The following is a 16,273-nucleotide window of genomic DNA, read 5'->3' on the forward strand; positions in this document are numbered from 1 at the left end:
CGCTAAATCAGAGAAGCAAGCTTCTCATCATTCGCTCGACTTGCATGTATTAGGCACGCCGCCAGCGTTCGTCCTGAGCCAGGATCAAACTCTCCATAAAAAGTGTTTGAAAGCTCATTTGCTTTGCTAGCGTTATCTTGCTTGATAACATTTTTTTCGATTCAATTGAACCGAATTTATTGTGATTACATCTTGCTTGTTCAGTTTTCAAGGTTCATTTCGTTTGCCGTTATCTTAACGACTCATTTATTATATCATCATAACATTTTGTTGTCAACAACTTTTTTCAAAAGTTTTTAACGACTTCAAATATTCTAAAAGATATTTTGTAAAATGTCAATTGATTTTTTATAAATGTGCTCTCTTTGTCGAGAACTATTATATAATAACATGCATTCTAGATCTTTGCAATACATTTTACGTCTTTTTTATTATTTATTTTAAAATACTTTATATTTCATTATAAAACTGGGCTTTCTTAGCTATCTTCGAAGCATTTCAATGCTGTTTCTTCTTATAGAATATAAAATCAAATATTGCTACTAGTAGTTTCTTAACATAATAAGTATAAAATCCTGAGTTTAGTTCCGATCCTTGTTTACATGGCTTAATATTCGACATCATTTACCACACATCTTTCGTCTGCTCTATGTACTAGTAATTTATCATCTCCAAAAGGCACAAAAAAAGAACCGCATTTTCATGCGATTCTTCCATTATTATTTAATTAACACTTTACGAATACGTGCTTCTTTAAATAAATAGAAATATTTACTTTCAGCAATTTTCTTTTGAGCGATTGTACTAAGCTCAAAATCATCGGCAATGCCTTCTAGATGCTGTATGTCATCGAGGTCTTGCTTTGCTCCTTTAATTAAACCAACAAGTTTTTCGTCATATTCTCGGCGAAGTTTTTGTTTTTTACTAAAAAACATAGATGTGACCTCTCTTTACAGTTCTCTACGTCCTTCAAGTGCTTTTGAAAGCGTCACTTCATCTGCATATTCTAAATCCCCACCAACTGGCAAACCATGCGCAATACGCGTCGTTTTAATACCAGATGGTTTCACGAGACGAGAAATATACATTGCTGTCGCTTCTCCTTCAATTGTAGGATTTGTTGCTAAGATTAATTCCTGCACTTCATCATTGTGTAAACGTTGAATAAGTGCTGGAATATTAATATCTTCTGGTCCAATGCCGTCCATTGGTGAAATCGCACCTTGTAAAACATGATATAACCCATTATAATCACGCATTTTTTCCATTGCAATGACATCTTTCGTATCTTGAACGACACAAATCATTGAACGGTCACGTCTAGGGTCTTGGCAAATATGGCAAGGGTCGACATCCGTAATGTGTCCACAGGTTGAGCAATATGTGAGTTCACGTTTTGCATCAACAAGTGATTTAGCGAAAGTAAGTACGCTATCTTCTTCCATTGTTAGCACGAAAAATGCCAAGCGAGAGGCTGTTTTTGGCCCAATGCCTGGCAATTTCATAAAGCTATCAATTAATCGTGATATTGGTTCAGGATAATGCATACCCATTCCCTCCTATAGCTTTAAATTATAGACCTGGAATGTTTAAGCCTTTTGTGAATTGACCCATTTTAGAAGATGTTTCTTTATCAACAGCTTCCATTGCATTGTTTACAGCAATAATGATCATATCTTGTAATAGCTCAACATCGTCTGGATCTACTACTTCTGGGTTAATTTCAACGTCTGTGATTTCTTTTTTACCTGATACAGTTACTTTTACTAAACCGTTACTAGCTGAACCTTCGAAAGTGCTTTCTTCTAGTTCACCTTGAGCTTCCATCATTTTCTTTTGCATTTTTTGCATTTGTTTCATCATTTGATTCATGTTACCGCCACCGCGCATATTAAATTCCTCCTTGGATATAATGATTTAATCTTCCACTACTTCGACAAAATCTTCGCCGAATAGCTTCATTGCCTCATCCACTACTGGATTAACCGAGGCTTGTTGTTCTTCAACTAACATTGATTGTACATTTTCTTCGGCTTCTTCGCCACTCGTAGACGGATTTTCTTCCGTAGTTTGTTGTAGTTTAGACTTCTGATAATGTGAGAAAAATTCCTCACGAAGTTTAAGCCAGCGTTGTTCTGGGACAAAAACAATATCGTACATGGTACCTGTCATTCCCGCAATAACTTGTGGGAATTGCTGCATAAACTGTGGATTATCCGCCGCGATTTGGCAATAGATATCTTCTTTAAACTGAAGTACGAATGCATCATTTGAAGAAGCAACTGGCTGTGCATCTGTTAAAAGTGCCGCTTGGGATTTTGGAATCTGTGCAACTGCATTTGGCCAAATCTCTTGAATTTTACGCAAGTCGCCTCGTGTTGCCCGCTTCATTACTTCTTGAATACGTCCAACTTGTACTTGGAATTCATTGCTACGCTGACGAGAGCGACGCGGGCTTTTTTCTTTTGGTTCAGATGCCTGTGGTTGTTGAGGCATCATGCCACCTTTTTGCATTTGCAGTACAAGCTGCTGTAATTCATTTACTTGCTGTTGAAGTGCAGCGACTTCTGGCATTCCTGCCGGATTTTCAGCAGTTGTTACACGTGAAACACCACTTTGAACCATTTTTAGGAGCGCTGTTTCTAAATATACCTTCGAATGTAACGAGAAACGCATCTCTTGCTGTGTTTTCGATAAAATGTCGATATACGTATAAAGTGTATCCATCGAGAAGCTATTCGCAAGTTCTTTAAACTTTTCATCTGTAGAAGCAAGCTCTAACAACTCTTCTAGGTCCGGTGCTGTTTGAATAAGTAGCAAATCACGGAAGAATGTAATAAAATCCTCCGATAAGCGAACAGCATCTTTTCCTTCACTCATTAGCTTCTCTAACATCGCTAAGACATTTGCAATATCTTTTTGTGCAAGGCTTTGTGCCAAATCATAAAAGACATCTTGGCCAATAGAGCCTGTCACAAATAGCGCATCCTCTAGTGTTACTTCACTTTCACTAAACGATACAACTTGATCAAGCATACTAAGTGCATCACGCATACCACCAGCAGCAGCTTGTGCGATGACTTTTAATGCACGCTCATCATAATCTAAATCAATATCTTCTAACACGATTTTCATGCGCTCTACTAAATCACTTGAAGATAAGCGTTTAAAGTCGAAGCGTTGTGTACGTGAAATAATGGTTGCGGGAATTTTATGAGGCTCCGTTGTTGCTAACACAAAAACGACATGTGCAGGAGGCTCTTCTAATGTTTTTAATAATGCATTGAAGGCACTTGTAGAAAGCATATGCACTTCATCGATAATGTAAATTTTATAGCGCATGCCGTATGAAGGAGCGCGGTCGATAAATTCGAGCATTTCACGCATATCTTCTACACGAGAGTTTGACGCCGCATCGTATTCAAAAACGTCATTGGATTTACCTTCATTAATTTCTTTACAATGCGCACATTCGTTACATGGCTCGCCTGCTACGGCATGTTCACAGTTGAGTGCTTTCGCAAAAATACGCGCCATACTTGTCTTGCCGGTACCACGAGGGCCTGAGAATAAATAAGCATGCGTTGTTTTATTTGCTTCAAGCGCATTTTGTAATGTACGTTTCACATGCGTCTGGCCCGACACTTCTCGGAAGGTTTGCGGGCGATATACGCGATAAAAAGCTTGATATGCCAACGTTTTTGTCTCCTTTTCTAGTTGAAATCACTTAATTTTATTATACCATTTAGACAAGAAAAAAACTCACCCGATAAATCGGATGAGTTGAATATGCATATTAATGCCATGCACCTTTCTTCGACTGCCGTACACAAGCGTTACTCCTGTCGCCAGCTCAGATCAGGCTACCCCACGGCACATGAGTTAACCTACTTAATGCTGCTTCCTTCCGGACCTGACATGGTTCATAAGCGCTCATTGCGCAGGACCCAATCTTCAACACTACGTGCACGAGGCAGACCAAACATACGGACAGCCTCGAAAAGGACTTCAGTCTCGCTAAAGCGGATTGCGAGTTATAGGGCACCGCTACCTCCCCACCTAGCATAGCAATAACTAGTATATAAATGATTTTATAAAAAATCAACCTAAAACCATACAATTTCAAAAACTTATCGCAATATATTAATTATTTTTCGTAATACCTAGCATCGCAACCCCTGCAATAATTAATAAAATGCCAATTACAATATAGATAAGTTGCTTCTTTGTTTTCTTTTCGCCAAGTAAGAATATCCCGCCTAGCGTAGAAATAATGACCCCGCATTGTGATAGTGAGAAACTAATTGCGACGCCTACTTTTGGCTGCGAAATGAATAAGAATAAATTCCCCGCTGCCCATACAAGACCTGGAATAATATTAAGAAGCGCATATTTATTAAATGGATTGTGACGCATGGTTAAAGCAAGTGCACCAACGCCCATCCCGATCGCCTGCGGTAATACAAGTTCCCAGCTCGTCACTTCAAAGAAACGTGCAATAACTGCATAACCGATAAATCCAGCTGTCGAAATCAGCAGTGTTATCATACCTTTTTTAAAGTTTGCTTTTCCTTCCTCATCATGATCATCTTTTGATGTGAAAATAATACCGACTAAAATACAGGCAATCGCAATGACACCGAGTATAATCGCGGTTGTCGTTTTCCATTCATGAAACACGATGACGCCAAATAATGCTGTCCCCACTAATTGAAGACCGGTTGAAATGGGCATTGCCTTTGATACACCAATATTATTAACTGCAATAAGTTGATTTCCTTGTCCAATTGCCCAAAATAATCCTGATACAAAGCCTACCCCAAAAATAAGCAATGATAGCTCTGGTTGCACTGTAAAATAAATAGCGAGTGAAAATGCAAGTGCACCAATTGCTGTACCTAATGTTTGGCTATAAGCGCCGCCACCGATTTTCATTGTGATTAACACTTGGCTACCCCAGAAAATCGCTGGTAAAATGGCTATCAATAACTCCATACGCAAAACTCCCTTCATTATTTCATTACCATTCAACCTATTTTTAAACAAATTAAAATACCAAGTAAAACAATTTGATTTAAAGTCTTTAAAGGATTATGATAAAGGAAATTCATTTTCTTTAAGAAAGGTTGGTTAGTATGTCAAAGCCTCCATTTATTCCACGCCCATTAGTTCGCGCCAATCAATGGACGATTTTATTATTTACCGTTGCTAGTTGGTTTATTAGTCCATGGCTCTTATTAGTACCACTCGTATGTAATTTAGGTGGGCTGCTTTTCAACTTCAATCCGGTGATTAAAATCGGACGCCGTTTCTTAAAGAAAAGACCGTCTGATTACATCCCTGAAGATGTGACGCAGCAAAAATTTAACTCGACGATTGCGATTACATGTCTTACACTTGGCCTAATCGGATTCACAAGCGGCTTAACTGTAATGGGCTATGTATTTACAATCATGGTGGCACTCGCATCAGGTATTGCCATCTTAGGTTTTTGCATCGGCTGTTTTCTATTTTTCCAAATCAATCAATTACGCTATAAATTGAAAAAAAACGAGGCAAAGGTTTAATCCCTGCCTCGTTTTTTTTATAGACTTTTTTGCTTTGCTTCGATTTTTGCAACTAAGTTTAGTGCATCCTGTGGTGTTTCAAGCATATGTAGTAACTCCAAATGCTCCGTTGGCATAAAGCCTTCCGCTACCATTTTATCGAAGTGCGTGCGTAATGGCTCATAGAAATGATTCACATTATATAAACAAACTGCTTTGTCTTGTTGACCAATCTGCGTTAGTGTAAAGACATCGAAAAATTCATCCATTGTCCCTGCACCACCTGGTAATGCGATAAATAAATCCGATAATTGAATCATCAATGCTTTACGCTCATGCATCGTACTGACGTAGTGTAGCTCGGTTAATCCTAAGTGCGTTACTTCATTCCACTCATCAAATGCTGGTGTGACGCCAATGACTTCACCACCCGCTGCTAATGCGGCATCTGCCACAGCGCCCATGACACCATTATTCGCACCACCATATACAACACCGATGCCATTCTCCGCTAATGTGCGACCTAGCTCGATTGCTTTTTCTATATAAATCGGGTTGTTTCCTTCTCGTGATCCACAGTAAATTGCTACTCTCATGTTGAACACCTTCCTTTGCTGATAAAAAAAGACTACCACAAAATGTGATAGTCTCCTACTAATTAGCGACGGCGTAAATGCGAAGTTTGCTCCATAAAGTGAGCGATACGTTCTAAAATATGCTCAATTGTTTGCGGATCTTTCATTAAATCGTAATCATTGATATCTAAACGAAGCACTGGGCATGAATTGAAATTATCAATCCATGTATCATATCGGTCATGCATTTCATGCCAGTACGCTTTATCTGTTTGTTGCTCCATTGGGCGACCACGTTCTTCAATACGGTCAATAATATTGTCAATTGAACCTTCTAAGTAAATTAATAAATCTGGGTGTGGGAAGTACGGTGTCATCACCATTGCATCAAATAGATTTGTATATGTTTCGTAGTCTGTTGGTGACATTGTCCCTTTATCATAATGCATTTTTGCAAAAATGCCGGTATCTTCATAGATAGAACGGTCTTGGATAAAGCCGCCACCATATTCAAAAATACGCTTCTGTTCTTTAAAGCGTTCTGCTAGGAAGTAAATTTGTAAATGGAAGCTCCATTTTTCAAAGTCATCATAAAATTTATCTAAGTATGGGTTAGTATCTACCTTTTCAAAAGATGTACGAAAGTTAAGTGCCTCAGCAAGTGCTTTTGTCATCGTTGATTTACCAACACCCACTGTTCCCGCAATTGTAATCACCGCATTTGACGGGATACCATATTTTTCTCGTAAATTCATTTATTTAAAGCTCCTTTGTTGTAACGTTTCATCAATCTTGCGTAAAATTCTTTGAAGGTCCGCTGCGTGTTGGACGAAATCTAATTCATCACCATTCACGCGAATAACCGGAATGTCTGGATGGCTTTTTTCGAAGCTTTCAATAAATGTATGATAATCTTCAACAAGCTGCTCCATATAATCACGCGAAATCATTTTTTCGAACTCGCGACCACGCATCGCGATACGTTTCATCAACGTATCTACTGATGCATCTAAGTAAATAACGATATTTGGTTTTGGCATATCTGCTGTTAAAATACGATAAATTTCTTCATACTTATGATATTCAGTTGGCTTCAGTGTACGTTTTGCAAAAATTAAATTTTTGAAAATGTGATAATCTGCGACAACTGGATGATTCTCAGCTAAAATATACTTTTTAATGTCTGTTAATTGTTTGTAACGATTGCACAAGAAAAACATCTCTGTTTGGAAGCTCCATTCATCGATGTCTTCGTAAAACTTATTTAAAAACGGATTTTCGTCTACAATCTCTTTTAATAAGTGAAACTCAAATGTTTCCGATACTATTTTAGAGAGCGACGTTTTCCCGACGCCAATCGGTCCTTCAACCGTAATAAATGGTGTAGGCATCAGAAGTCCCCCTTCGCTTTTTTTCATCAATGTAAAATATTTTATCACAGACCGAAACGTTACGACAGTTATAATGAATTGTCGAAATTCTTCAAACTCAGTAAAGGAGTCTAAAAATGGATCAACAACAGAAAGATGTACGCTTCATGCAAGAAGCGATAAATGAAGCCACAAAAGCCGCGGCGATTGGTGAAGTACCAATTGGAGCCATAGTTGTCTACAACGATGAAATTATTGCACGCGCGCATAATTTACGTGAAACGTCACAAAATGCCATTACCCATGCCGAACTCATGGCCATCCAACAAGCTTGCGAAGTAATCGGTAGTTGGCGCCTTGAGGAAACAACGCTTTATGTCACACTTGAGCCTTGCCCGATGTGTGCAGGTGCTATTTTACAATCGCGTGTACCACGTGTTGTGTACGGCGCACGTGATATAAAGGCGGGCTGTGTCGATTCACTTTATCACTTATTAAATGACGCTCGCTTTAATCATGAATGCGACGTTACAGAAGGCGTGCTTGCAGAAGAAACTGGTGCACTATTAACCGATTTCTTCCGTGAACTACGCGCACGTAAAAAAGAACAAAAACGACTGCGTAAGTTAGCAGAGCAAGCGCATAAAGATCAATAAAAAAGTGGCTGTCACAAAATGTCATGTTCCTTTTTTAGCGTTCGCAACGAAAAACCGGAACCGCGCCACCGCGCGATTCCGGTTTTTCTTATACTCATATGAGAGGCTATTTTTACACGTATGTCAAAGCCTCTTTTTCGTTATCGATTATTTTGCTTTAATTTCAGTTACGCCGCCCATGTATGGTACAAGCGCTTCTGGAATTTTCACAGAACCATCTGCTTGTTGGTAGTTTTCTAAAATAGCCGCGATTGTACGACCTACTGCAAGACCTGAACCGTTTAATGTGTGAACATATTCTGGTTTTGCTGTTTTATCACGACGGAAGCGGATGCCTGCTCGACGTGCTTGGAAATCTTCAAAGTTTGAGCAAGAAGAGATTTCACGGAATTTATCTTGGGCTGGAATCCATACTTCTAAATCGTATTTTTTCGCAGCAGTGAAGCCTAAGTCAGCTGTACACATGCTTAATTTACGGTATGGTAAGCCAAGTAATGTTAATACTTCTTCTGCATGAGAAGTTAATAATTCAAGTTGCTCATAAGATTCTTCTGGTTTTACGAAGCGTACTAATTCTACTTTGTTGAATTGGTGTTGGCGGATTAGGCCACGTGTATCACGGCCAGCAGAACCTGCTTCTGAACGGAAGCAAGCAGAGAAGGCTGTGAATGCTTGTGGTAACATATCTGCTGATAAAATTTCATCACGGTAGAAGTTGGTTACTGGCACTTCAGCTGTTGGAATTAGGAAGTAATCTTCTTTTTCGATTAAGAAGGCATCTTCTTCGAATTTTGGCAGTTGACCTGTACCAGTTAAGCTTGCACGGTTTGCCATATATGGTGGTAGCATTTCTTCATAGCCATGTTTATCTGCATGTAAGTCCATCATGAAATTCCAAAGCGCACGTTCTAAACGAGCACCTAAGCCACGGTAAAAGACGAAACGAGAGCCTGTTACTTTTGCTGCGCGTTCGAAATCGATAATACCTAAATCTGTTGCAATATCCCAGTGAGCTTTTGGTTCGAAATCAAATGTTGGTACGTCGCCACGTGTGTAAACTTCCACGTTATCATCTTCTGTATCCCCTACAGGAGTTGATTCGTGTGGAATATTTGGAAGACGCATCATCATATCTTGGAATTTTTCTTCGATATCATTTAGCTCAACATCTAATGCTTTAATTTCAGCGCTTAGTTCACGCATTTTTAAGATGTCTTCTTGTGCATCTTCTTTCGCACGTTTTTTCACTGCAATGACTTCTGTTGCTTTATTACGTGCTGCTTTTAATTCTTCTGTTTTCGCGATTAAATCACGACGTTTTTGGTCCCATTCTTCAAAGTGATCAAATGTGCCAAGTTCTTCGTTACGGTGCGCTAATTTTTCTTTTACTTCTGCAAGATTTGCGCGTACGCGTTTAATATCTAACATATGTTTTTCCTCCATTCAGATAATCGATGTAAGAGTACAAAAAAATGCTCCCATCCCCTTGGTAAAGGGACGAGAGCATACCCGCGTTGCCACCCTAATTGAACAGACTGATGCCTGTTCCACTTGTTTCATAACGGCTAGGATGCCGGCCCTATCTACTGCTGGTTTCAATAAGGCAACTCCAGGACGGATTCGCGAGCGTTTTTGTCGACTTCCACCAGCCGTCGACTCTCTATAAAAAAACGGATTCGTTACTACTTCCTATCATCGTGTTAAATGTTAAGTTACCCATACTTTACAACACATTTTCATGCGATGCAAGTCTCGCAGATGCACTTTTTTTCACCATTTCGAGAAATAATTCGAAAATATAACGGTCTTCTGTTAGCTCTGGATGAAACGCACAACCAAGTAAATGTCCATCACGTGCAAGGACAATTCGATCACCTACTGTTGCTAATACTTCTACATTGTTTCCTACAGATTGAATATGCGGCGCACGAATAAAAACGGCTGGAATCTTTCTCTCTTGAACAGTGACATCCGTTATAAAACTATCGATTTGGCGACCAAATGAATTGCGTTCTACAACTACATTCATCGTACCAATATGCGCTTCTTCCGCGATTACTTCCTTTGCCAATAAAATAAGTCCTGCACATGTACCAAATACAGGCTTTTCGCGTGAGAATAGCTGTAAATGCTCTCGTAATTGTGCTGCATCCATCAAGCGCCGTATTGCCGTACTTTCACCACCAGGTAGTACTAGTCCATCGAGCTCTCGTAATTGATTAGCTTCTTTCACAGGAATAGCCTCCGCTCCCAATTCAGAAAGAGCTGTCAGATGTTCTGTTACCGCACCTTGTAATGCCACCACACCAATTTTCATTACCAACCACGCTCCTGCATACGCTCTTCAAATGGCATACTCGTAATATCTAGACCTTTCATTGGCGTTCCTAATTCTTTTGATAAATTCGCTATAAGCTCATAATCTTGATAATATGTTGTGGCCTGTACAATAGCTTTTGCAAATTTTTCTGGGTTACTCGATTTAAAAATACCAGAGCCGACAAATACACCATCTGCACCAAGCTCCATCATTAACGCGGCATCTGCTGGAGTTGCAATGCCACCTGCTGCAAAGTTCACAACCGGTAAATGTCCTACCTCTTGAATCTGCAATAATACGTCAAATGGTGCACCGATATTTTTTGCCATTGTCATTAATTCATCTTTTGGTAAATTGACGACTTGGTGTACCTGCGCATTTACCTGACGTAAATGGCGTACTGCTTCGACAATATTACCTGTACCTGGCTCTCCCTTTGTGCGTAGCATAGCCGCTCCTTCACCAATACGACGCGCAGCTTCGCCTAAATCACGACATCCACATACAAACGGCACATTATATGTACTCTTGAGTAAATGATATTCCTCGTCTGCAGGTGTTAGCACTTCACTTTCATCGATATAGTCCACACCCATCGATTCTAATATTCTTGCTTCAACCACATGGCCAATACGTGCTTTTGCCATAACGGGAATCGACACCGCATTCATCACTTCTTCTACGATACGTGGGTCCGCCATACGTGCAACGCCACCCGCTTTACGAATATCAGAAGGTACACGTTCTAATGCCATAACAGCAGTTGCTCCGGCTGCCTCTGCGATTTTTGCTTGCTCCGCGTTAATAACATCCATAATCACGCCACCTTTTTGCATTTGAGCCATTCCTCTTTTTACTGTTTCTACACCTGTCTGAATCATTTCATTTCCTCCTTTATTGCTTTGTGCTATCATGGTAAAAGAGTTTTGACTATTTCTAAATATTCAGATTTATTATTTTTAACCAGGTCAGAGGAGGAATTTCATATGGATATGCTCATGTTTGAATTAGATAAAAATGCCAAAGAGCCTCTATACGAACAGCTTTACGAGGCAATTAAACGTGGCATTATTGACGGCTCTATTCCGGTCGAAAAAAAATTACCATCCAAGCGAAAATTAGCGGATTTTTTAATGCTGAGCCAAACGACTATTGAACTTGCATACGGACAATTACTTGCAGAGGGCTATATCGTTTCAAAACCTCGCATCGGTTTTTTTGTGGAAGATATCGCATCACTTCCCTATATTGATAAACCCGTTTTAGTACCCGAAACAAAGCCTACTGCACCGCGCTATGATATTGACTTTAGCCCTGGTCGCATTGATACCGCTTCCTTCCCCTTTTCAACATGGCGACGTTATGCCAAGGATGCCATTGATGAACAGCAACAAAGCTTGTTATTAGCCGGCTCTGCACAAGGTGAGTATGCCCTGCGCGAGGAAATTGCGAGTTATCTTTATCAATCACGCGGCGTGCATTGTCGCCCAGAGCAAATTGTTATTGGCTCTGGTACCGAACAATTGATTCCAATGATTTTGCAAATTCTCGGGGACTATAATGTCTATGCACTTGAAAATCCCGGCTATCAAATGACACATCATATTATTGAGCAATACGGCCAAAGAAGCCTACCTATTCGCATCGATGCAGATGGTCTTGATGTGTCAGAGCTTGAAATGAGTGATGCCAATATCGTCTATGTGACACCATCACATCAATTCCCAACAGGTGCGATCTTGTCAGCACCACGCAGAGCACAACTTTTACAATGGGCTAGTCATCAAGGGAATCGCTACATTATCGAAGACGACTATGACAGTGAGTTCCGTTATATCGGAAAACCAATTCCATCCCTACAAAGTATGGATCATCAGCAAAAGGTCATTTATTTAAGTACATTTTCTAAATCGCTCATGCCTTCCCTACGCATTGCTTATTTCGTGCTGCCTGAAAAATTGATGCCACGTTATCATGCATTATTTACGTACTATACATGCACTGTCCCACGCTTTGAACAACATATTTTAATGCAGTTTATGCGAGATGGTCATTTTTCAAAGCACTTAAATCGCATGCGTAAAATTTATCGAAAGAAACTGGAAAAATTGACTGCTGTTATTACTAATTATGAGGCTGTGAATATTTCAGGTGAGCAAGCAGGCATGCATATTGCCTTAACTGTCACGCATCCTCAAAATGCTCAGCAATTAAGTAAGCAGGCCAAAGATGCGCATATTCGTATTTCTCCTTTATCACAATATTTACTAAAAGACGATGCACGTTACGCCCAACATTTACTTTTAGGTTTTGGTGGCATTGATGAGGAGAAAATCTCGCAGGCAATCACAACATTATTTGAATTATGGCAATTAAAAAAAGGAGCAAATACATAGTAGTGTATTTGCTCCTTTTACTTTATTAAAATACTTTATTCCAAACATTTTCAAAGAAATCACCAAGGCCAGTAAATCCTTTTGATAACCAGCCACGCTCTGATGCAGATGTTGTTGTCACGACATTTGATTTTAGTTCAGTAGGATTGATATAGCCGTACTTATCACCTGTCACTTTCACATATCCAACAACTGCACCTTTTTTCACTGGTGCTGAAATCGAAGGATATGTTAATACAAGTTCTGTCTTAATGGCTTTTATATTATTTTTGTTCACAACCATTTTAATTGGTTCTGTCGCTTGAATTTTAACTGTTTTTTCTTTACCATTTTTTACTTCAATTGTTTTTTGCTCGCTAAACGTTGCATTTTTAGCTAGAATGGTTTGCTGTTCAAAATTATCAAATGCATAATCAAGCAACACTTTTGTCGCATCAAAACGCGCTTTATATGTGCTATCGCCATTCTTTTCTTTTGCATCCATTACAATTGTAATAACGCGCAAATCGCCTTGTTTCGCCGTTGCAGCAAAACATTGACCAGCATAGTCGGTAGAGCCTGTTTTCAAGCCATCTACACCTTCATACTCGTATTTGCCACCCTTTAGCATGTAATTCCAGTTTTCCATTGGAATCGCATCTTTTGTTCCTTTAGCGAATGTTTTTTTCAAAATACTTGCCGTTTCTAATACTTCTGGATGCTCTTTTAATAATTCATAGGATAATTTCGCTACTTCTTTAGCAGGCATTTTATTTTCACCCTTTTTCGGGGTACCTTTTGGATGCATGCCTTGAAGTTGTGAATTACTTAAGCCAGTCGCATTATAAAATGTATATTTTTTAAGACCTAGTTCTTTTGCTTTCTTATTCATGAGCGGTAAGAATTTTTTCTCAGAGCCTGCCATAACTTCTGTTAATGCAATGGTTGCGGCATTTGCAGAATAGATTGCCATTGCTTCGTATAGCTCACGCACAGTATATACACCATCTTCACGCAGTGCTACATTGCTTAATGCCGTATCATGAGAAATTTTATACGCGTATTTTGATACATTGTATTTATCATCCCATGAAATTTCTCCTGCTTTAATTTTATCGAGCAGAATGAATTCTGTCATCATCTTAGACATACTCGCAATACCAAGTGCTTTATTGGCATTTTTTTCGTATAAAATTTTACCGCTATCTGCATCAATGACAATTGCTGCTTTTGCTAATACAGTTGGTTCATCGTTTTTAGCGCTTGCAGAAGTAAGACTTATTTCTAACATACTTACAACTAAAACGAACGCTAATAGCACTCGTATAGATGCTGCTTTCCACCGTTTTTTCAACGCCATACCCTCCATCAATCTATGTATTTATCTTTCCCATTTTATCATAGATTGAAATACAACATTGTATCAAATCCACATACAAAAAAGCAGGTAGCCTATTTACTACGCTACCTGCTTTTATTTATTTTAATTAAATTGAATAGTTTGGTGCTTCTTTTGTAATTTGTACGTCATGTGGGTGAGACTCACGTAAACCTGCACCTGTCATGCGAACGAATTGTGCTTCATCACGTAGGTGTTGTAAATCAGGAGCGCCGCAGTAACCCATACCAGCACGGATACCACCAACTAGTTGGTAAACTGTATCTGATAAAGGTCCTTTGTATGGAAGACGACCTTCAATACCTTCTGGCACTAATTTTTTAGCATCTTCTTGGAAGTAACGGTCTTTTGAACCTTTTTCCATTGCGCCTAATGAACCCATACCGCGGTAAACTTTAAAACGACGACCTTGGAAGATTTCAGTATCCCCAGGTGATTCAGAAGTACCTGCAAGTAATGAACCTAGCATTACGGCGTTACCACCAGCTGCTAGCGCCTTTACGATATCGCCAGAGTATTTAATACCACCATCCGCGATGATTGCTTTACCACGTTCACGTGCAACTGTAGCACAGTCATAAACTGCTGTAATCTGTGGTACACCAACACCAGCAACGACACGAGTAGTACAAATAGAACCTGGTCCGATACCAACTTTAACAACGTCTACACCAACGTCGAATAGTGCAGCAGCACCTTCAGCAGTTGCTACGTTACCAGCAATGATTGCTACTTCTGGGAAGCGATCGCGAATAGCTTTTACTGAGTTAATTACGCCTTCTGAGTGACCGTGTGCTGTATCGATAACGATAACATCAACTTGTGCCTCTACTAATTTTTCGATACGTTTTACAGCATCTGCAGTAACACCTACAGCTGCACCTACTAAAAGACGACCAAATTCATCTTTAGCTGCATTTGGATATTCAATTACTTTTTCAATATCTTTGATTGTAATTAAACCTTTTAAGATACCATCATTATCAACTAATGGTAGCTTTTCGATTTTGTGTTGTTGAAGAATTTTTTCAGCTTCTTCTAAAGTTGTACCTACAGGAGCTGTGATTAAGTCTTCTTTCGTCATAACATCTGAAATTTGTAATGAGTAATCTGAAATGTAACGTAAGTCACGATTTGTAATGATACCAACTAAAGTTAAATCTTCTTCATTGTTTACGATTGGAACACCTGAGATTTTATATTTGCCCATTAGATGTTCTGCATCAAATACTTGATGTGAAGGTGTTAAGAAAAATGGATTTGTGATAACGCCGTTTTCAGAACGTTTTACGCGTTCAACGTGATCTGCCTGTTCTTCTACTGACATGTTTTTGTGAATGATTCCTAGACCGCCTTGACGTGCCATAGCAATTGCCATTGATGCTTCTGTAACTGTATCCATACCCGCACTGATTAATGGAATGTTTAATTTAATTTTTGGTGTTAGTTCTACTGCTAAGCTTACCTCTTTTGGTAATACCTCTGAGTGTGCTGGCACTAATAATACGTCATCAAATGTTAAGCCTTCTTTGGCAAATTTCGTTTCCCACATGTTTAATAACTCCTCCTGTTTGAAAATATGTTATTTGTAAGGTTATCAATCAGATAGGTAGTGTGTCAAGATATTGAGAAAAGAAAGAGTATTCAAAGTATTCCTAATTATCATGGCTTGTTGATGGTAACGCTTTATTCAAGCATTCTTGTTATAAAACATAGGGAAATAGCTACATGAAAATTATTTAAGTCTTTACATTTAATTATTTTTATATAATGCCTATTGGTATATAATTATGGTTTCTTCACACAAAAAAAGCACTGACTTCTGTCAGTACTTCGGTGTGCCTAGCAACGTCCTACTCTCGCAGGGGGAAACCCCCAACTACCATCGGCGCTAAAGAGCTTAACTTCTGTGTTCGGCATGGGAACAGGTGTGACCTCTTTGCCATCATTACTAGACTATGAAAGATTGTTCTTTCAAAACTGGATAAACTGTGACATGAAAGTATATTTGGTTAAGTCCTCGACCTATTAG

16 protein-coding genes, 2 rRNA genes, 1 other RNA gene and 1 other annotated feature are annotated in these 16,273 nt (G+C 39.1%); of the genes, 3 read left to right on the top strand and 16 right to left on the bottom strand.

Annotated elements, in window-relative coordinates; translation table 11 throughout:
* The 7 genes from QI30_RS00280 to QI30_RS00310 form a co-directional block, all read right to left on the bottom strand.
* Positions 1–100, bottom strand: a 16S ribosomal RNA gene (locus QI30_RS00280); the annotation flags it as partial.
* Between the two features lie 619 nt (positions 101–719).
* On the bottom strand, positions 720–935 hold the full coding sequence (locus QI30_RS00285; RefSeq protein ID WP_126988971.1) for a YaaL family protein: 216 nt from the start codon (positions 933–935) through the stop codon (positions 720–722).
* Positions 936–950: 15 nt separating this feature from the next.
* Positions 951–1,547 carry a recombination mediator RecR gene (recR, locus tag QI30_RS00290; RefSeq protein WP_126988972.1) on the bottom strand — a complete coding sequence of 199 codons (597 nt, stop codon included), beginning with the start codon at positions 1,545–1,547 and terminating at the stop codon, positions 951–953.
* Between the two features lie 25 nt (positions 1,548–1,572).
* A complete protein-coding gene (locus QI30_RS00295; RefSeq protein WP_126988973.1) occupies positions 1,573–1,890 on the bottom strand; it encodes a YbaB/EbfC family nucleoid-associated protein in 318 nt (105 codons plus the stop codon).
* Between the two features lie 27 nt (positions 1,891–1,917).
* The gene (gene dnaX, locus QI30_RS00300; RefSeq protein WP_126988974.1) at positions 1,918–3,696 is read right to left on the bottom strand and encodes a DNA polymerase III subunit gamma/tau; all 1,779 of its coding nucleotides are present in this window, start codon (positions 3,694–3,696) and stop codon (positions 1,918–1,920) included.
* 106 nt (positions 3,697–3,802) lie between these two features.
* Positions 3,803–4,068, bottom strand: an RNA gene (gene ffs / locus QI30_RS00305) — signal recognition particle sRNA large type.
* 75 nt (positions 4,069–4,143) lie between these two features.
* The gene (locus tag QI30_RS00310; RefSeq protein WP_126988975.1) at positions 4,144–4,995 is read right to left on the bottom strand and encodes a GRP family sugar transporter; all 852 of its coding nucleotides are present in this window, start codon (positions 4,993–4,995) and stop codon (positions 4,144–4,146) included.
* Between the two features lie 140 nt (positions 4,996–5,135).
* Here QI30_RS00310 and QI30_RS00315 point away from each other — a divergent pair, with 140 nt between their 5' ends.
* Positions 5,136–5,567: a DUF4395 domain-containing protein gene (locus QI30_RS00315; RefSeq protein WP_126988976.1), complete on the top strand. Its 432-nt coding sequence runs from the start codon at positions 5,136–5,138 to the stop codon at positions 5,565–5,567.
* A gap of 17 nt (positions 5,568–5,584) precedes the next feature.
* On the opposite strand, the gene QI30_RS00320 is transcribed toward QI30_RS00315, so the two are convergent.
* The 3 genes from QI30_RS00320 to QI30_RS00330 form a co-directional block, all read right to left on the bottom strand.
* Complete coding sequence (locus tag QI30_RS00320) at positions 5,585–6,142, bottom strand: TIGR00730 family Rossman fold protein (RefSeq protein WP_126988977.1); 558 nt, start codon at positions 6,140–6,142, stop codon at positions 5,585–5,587.
* Positions 6,143–6,204: 62 nt separating this feature from the next.
* A complete protein-coding gene (locus QI30_RS00325) occupies positions 6,205–6,876 on the bottom strand; it encodes a deoxynucleoside kinase (protein ID WP_126988978.1) in 672 nt (223 codons plus the stop codon).
* Entirely contained in the window at positions 6,877–7,512 is a 636-nt protein-coding gene (locus tag QI30_RS00330) for a deoxynucleoside kinase (protein WP_126988979.1), read from the bottom strand.
* Positions 7,513–7,628: 116 nt separating this feature from the next.
* On the opposite strand from QI30_RS00330, the gene tadA reads away from it, so the two are divergent.
* Positions 7,629–8,147: a tRNA adenosine(34) deaminase TadA gene (gene tadA / locus QI30_RS00335; protein WP_126988980.1), complete on the top strand. Its 519-nt coding sequence runs from the start codon at positions 7,629–7,631 to the stop codon at positions 8,145–8,147.
* A gap of 147 nt (positions 8,148–8,294) precedes the next feature.
* Here tadA and serS read toward each other — a convergent pair whose 3' ends face one another.
* The 3 genes from serS to pdxS form a co-directional block, all read right to left on the bottom strand.
* Entirely contained in the window at positions 8,295–9,575 is a 1,281-nt protein-coding gene (gene serS, locus QI30_RS00340; RefSeq protein ID WP_126988981.1) for a serine--tRNA ligase, read from the bottom strand.
* A gap of 62 nt (positions 9,576–9,637) precedes the next feature.
* Positions 9,638–9,852: a binding site (T-box leader), on the bottom strand.
* A gap of 18 nt (positions 9,853–9,870) precedes the next feature.
* Complete coding sequence (pdxT, locus tag QI30_RS00345; RefSeq protein WP_126988982.1) at positions 9,871–10,464, bottom strand: pyridoxal 5'-phosphate synthase glutaminase subunit PdxT; 594 nt, start codon at positions 10,462–10,464, stop codon at positions 9,871–9,873.
* The gene (gene pdxS / locus QI30_RS00350) at positions 10,464–11,348 is read right to left on the bottom strand and encodes a pyridoxal 5'-phosphate synthase lyase subunit PdxS (protein ID WP_126988983.1); all 885 of its coding nucleotides are present in this window, start codon (positions 11,346–11,348) and stop codon (positions 10,464–10,466) included. The genes pdxT and pdxS overlap by 1 nt, the downstream gene beginning before the upstream one ends.
* Before the next feature lie 105 nt (positions 11,349–11,453).
* On the opposite strand from pdxS, the gene QI30_RS00355 reads away from it, so the two are divergent.
* Positions 11,454–12,863, top strand: coding sequence for a PLP-dependent aminotransferase family protein (locus QI30_RS00355; protein WP_126988984.1), 1,410 nt, complete (start codon positions 11,454–11,456; stop codon positions 12,861–12,863).
* A gap of 25 nt (positions 12,864–12,888) precedes the next feature.
* Here the strand turns inward: QI30_RS00355 and QI30_RS00360 are convergent, their stop codons facing one another.
* The 3 genes from QI30_RS00360 to rrf form a co-directional block, all read right to left on the bottom strand.
* Complete coding sequence (locus tag QI30_RS00360) at positions 12,889–14,196, bottom strand: D-alanyl-D-alanine carboxypeptidase family protein (RefSeq protein ID WP_126988985.1); 1,308 nt, start codon at positions 14,194–14,196, stop codon at positions 12,889–12,891.
* Between the two features lie 133 nt (positions 14,197–14,329).
* Positions 14,330–15,793 (bottom strand): IMP dehydrogenase, encoded by a 1,464-nt coding sequence (gene guaB, locus QI30_RS00365; protein ID WP_126988986.1) that lies wholly within the window; start codon positions 15,791–15,793, stop codon positions 14,330–14,332.
* A gap of 288 nt (positions 15,794–16,081) precedes the next feature.
* Positions 16,082–16,197 (bottom strand): 5S ribosomal RNA (rrf, locus tag QI30_RS00370).
* Between the last annotated feature and the right edge of the window lie 76 nt (positions 16,198–16,273).

The organism is Candidatus Kurthia intestinigallinarum (assembly GCF_003991225.1).
Classification (GTDB): domain Bacteria; phylum Bacillota; class Bacilli; order Bacillales_A; family Planococcaceae; genus Kurthia; species Kurthia populi.

Excerpts from the sequence above, each read along its gene's own strand:
- serS (WP_126988981.1), bottom strand. The coding sequence starts at position 9,575 with ATGTTAGATATTAAACGCGTACGCGCAAATCTTGCAGAAGTAAAAGAA.
- QI30_RS00325 (WP_126988978.1), bottom strand. The coding sequence starts at position 6,876 with ATGAATTTACGAGAAAAATATGGTATCCCGTCAAATGCGGTGATTACA.
- QI30_RS00355 (WP_126988984.1), top strand. The coding sequence starts at position 11,454 with ATGGATATGCTCATGTTTGAATTAGATAAAAATGCCAAAGAGCCTCTA.
- QI30_RS00295 (WP_126988973.1), bottom strand. The coding sequence starts at position 1,890 with ATGCGCGGTGGCGGTAACATGAATCAAATGATGAAACAAATGCAAAAA.
- QI30_RS00330 (WP_126988979.1), bottom strand. The coding sequence starts at position 7,512 with ATGCCTACACCATTTATTACGGTTGAAGGACCGATTGGCGTCGGGAAA.
- QI30_RS00315 (WP_126988976.1), top strand. The coding sequence starts at position 5,136 with ATGTCAAAGCCTCCATTTATTCCACGCCCATTAGTTCGCGCCAATCAA.
- guaB (WP_126988986.1), bottom strand. The coding sequence starts at position 15,793 with ATGTGGGAAACGAAATTTGCCAAAGAAGGCTTAACATTTGATGACGTA.
- pdxS (WP_126988983.1), bottom strand. The coding sequence starts at position 11,348 with ATGATTCAGACAGGTGTAGAAACAGTAAAAAGAGGAATGGCTCAAATG.
- QI30_RS00285 (WP_126988971.1), bottom strand. The coding sequence starts at position 935 with ATGTTTTTTAGTAAAAAACAAAAACTTCGCCGAGAATATGACGAAAAA.
- QI30_RS00320 (WP_126988977.1), bottom strand. The coding sequence starts at position 6,142 with ATGAGAGTAGCAATTTACTGTGGATCACGAGAAGGAAACAACCCGATT.
- tadA (WP_126988980.1), top strand. The coding sequence starts at position 7,629 with ATGGATCAACAACAGAAAGATGTACGCTTCATGCAAGAAGCGATAAAT.
- pdxT (WP_126988982.1), bottom strand. The coding sequence starts at position 10,464 with ATGAAAATTGGTGTGGTGGCATTACAAGGTGCGGTAACAGAACATCTG.
- recR (WP_126988972.1), bottom strand. The coding sequence starts at position 1,547 with ATGCATTATCCTGAACCAATATCACGATTAATTGATAGCTTTATGAAA.
- QI30_RS00310 (WP_126988975.1), bottom strand. The coding sequence starts at position 4,995 with ATGGAGTTATTGATAGCCATTTTACCAGCGATTTTCTGGGGTAGCCAA.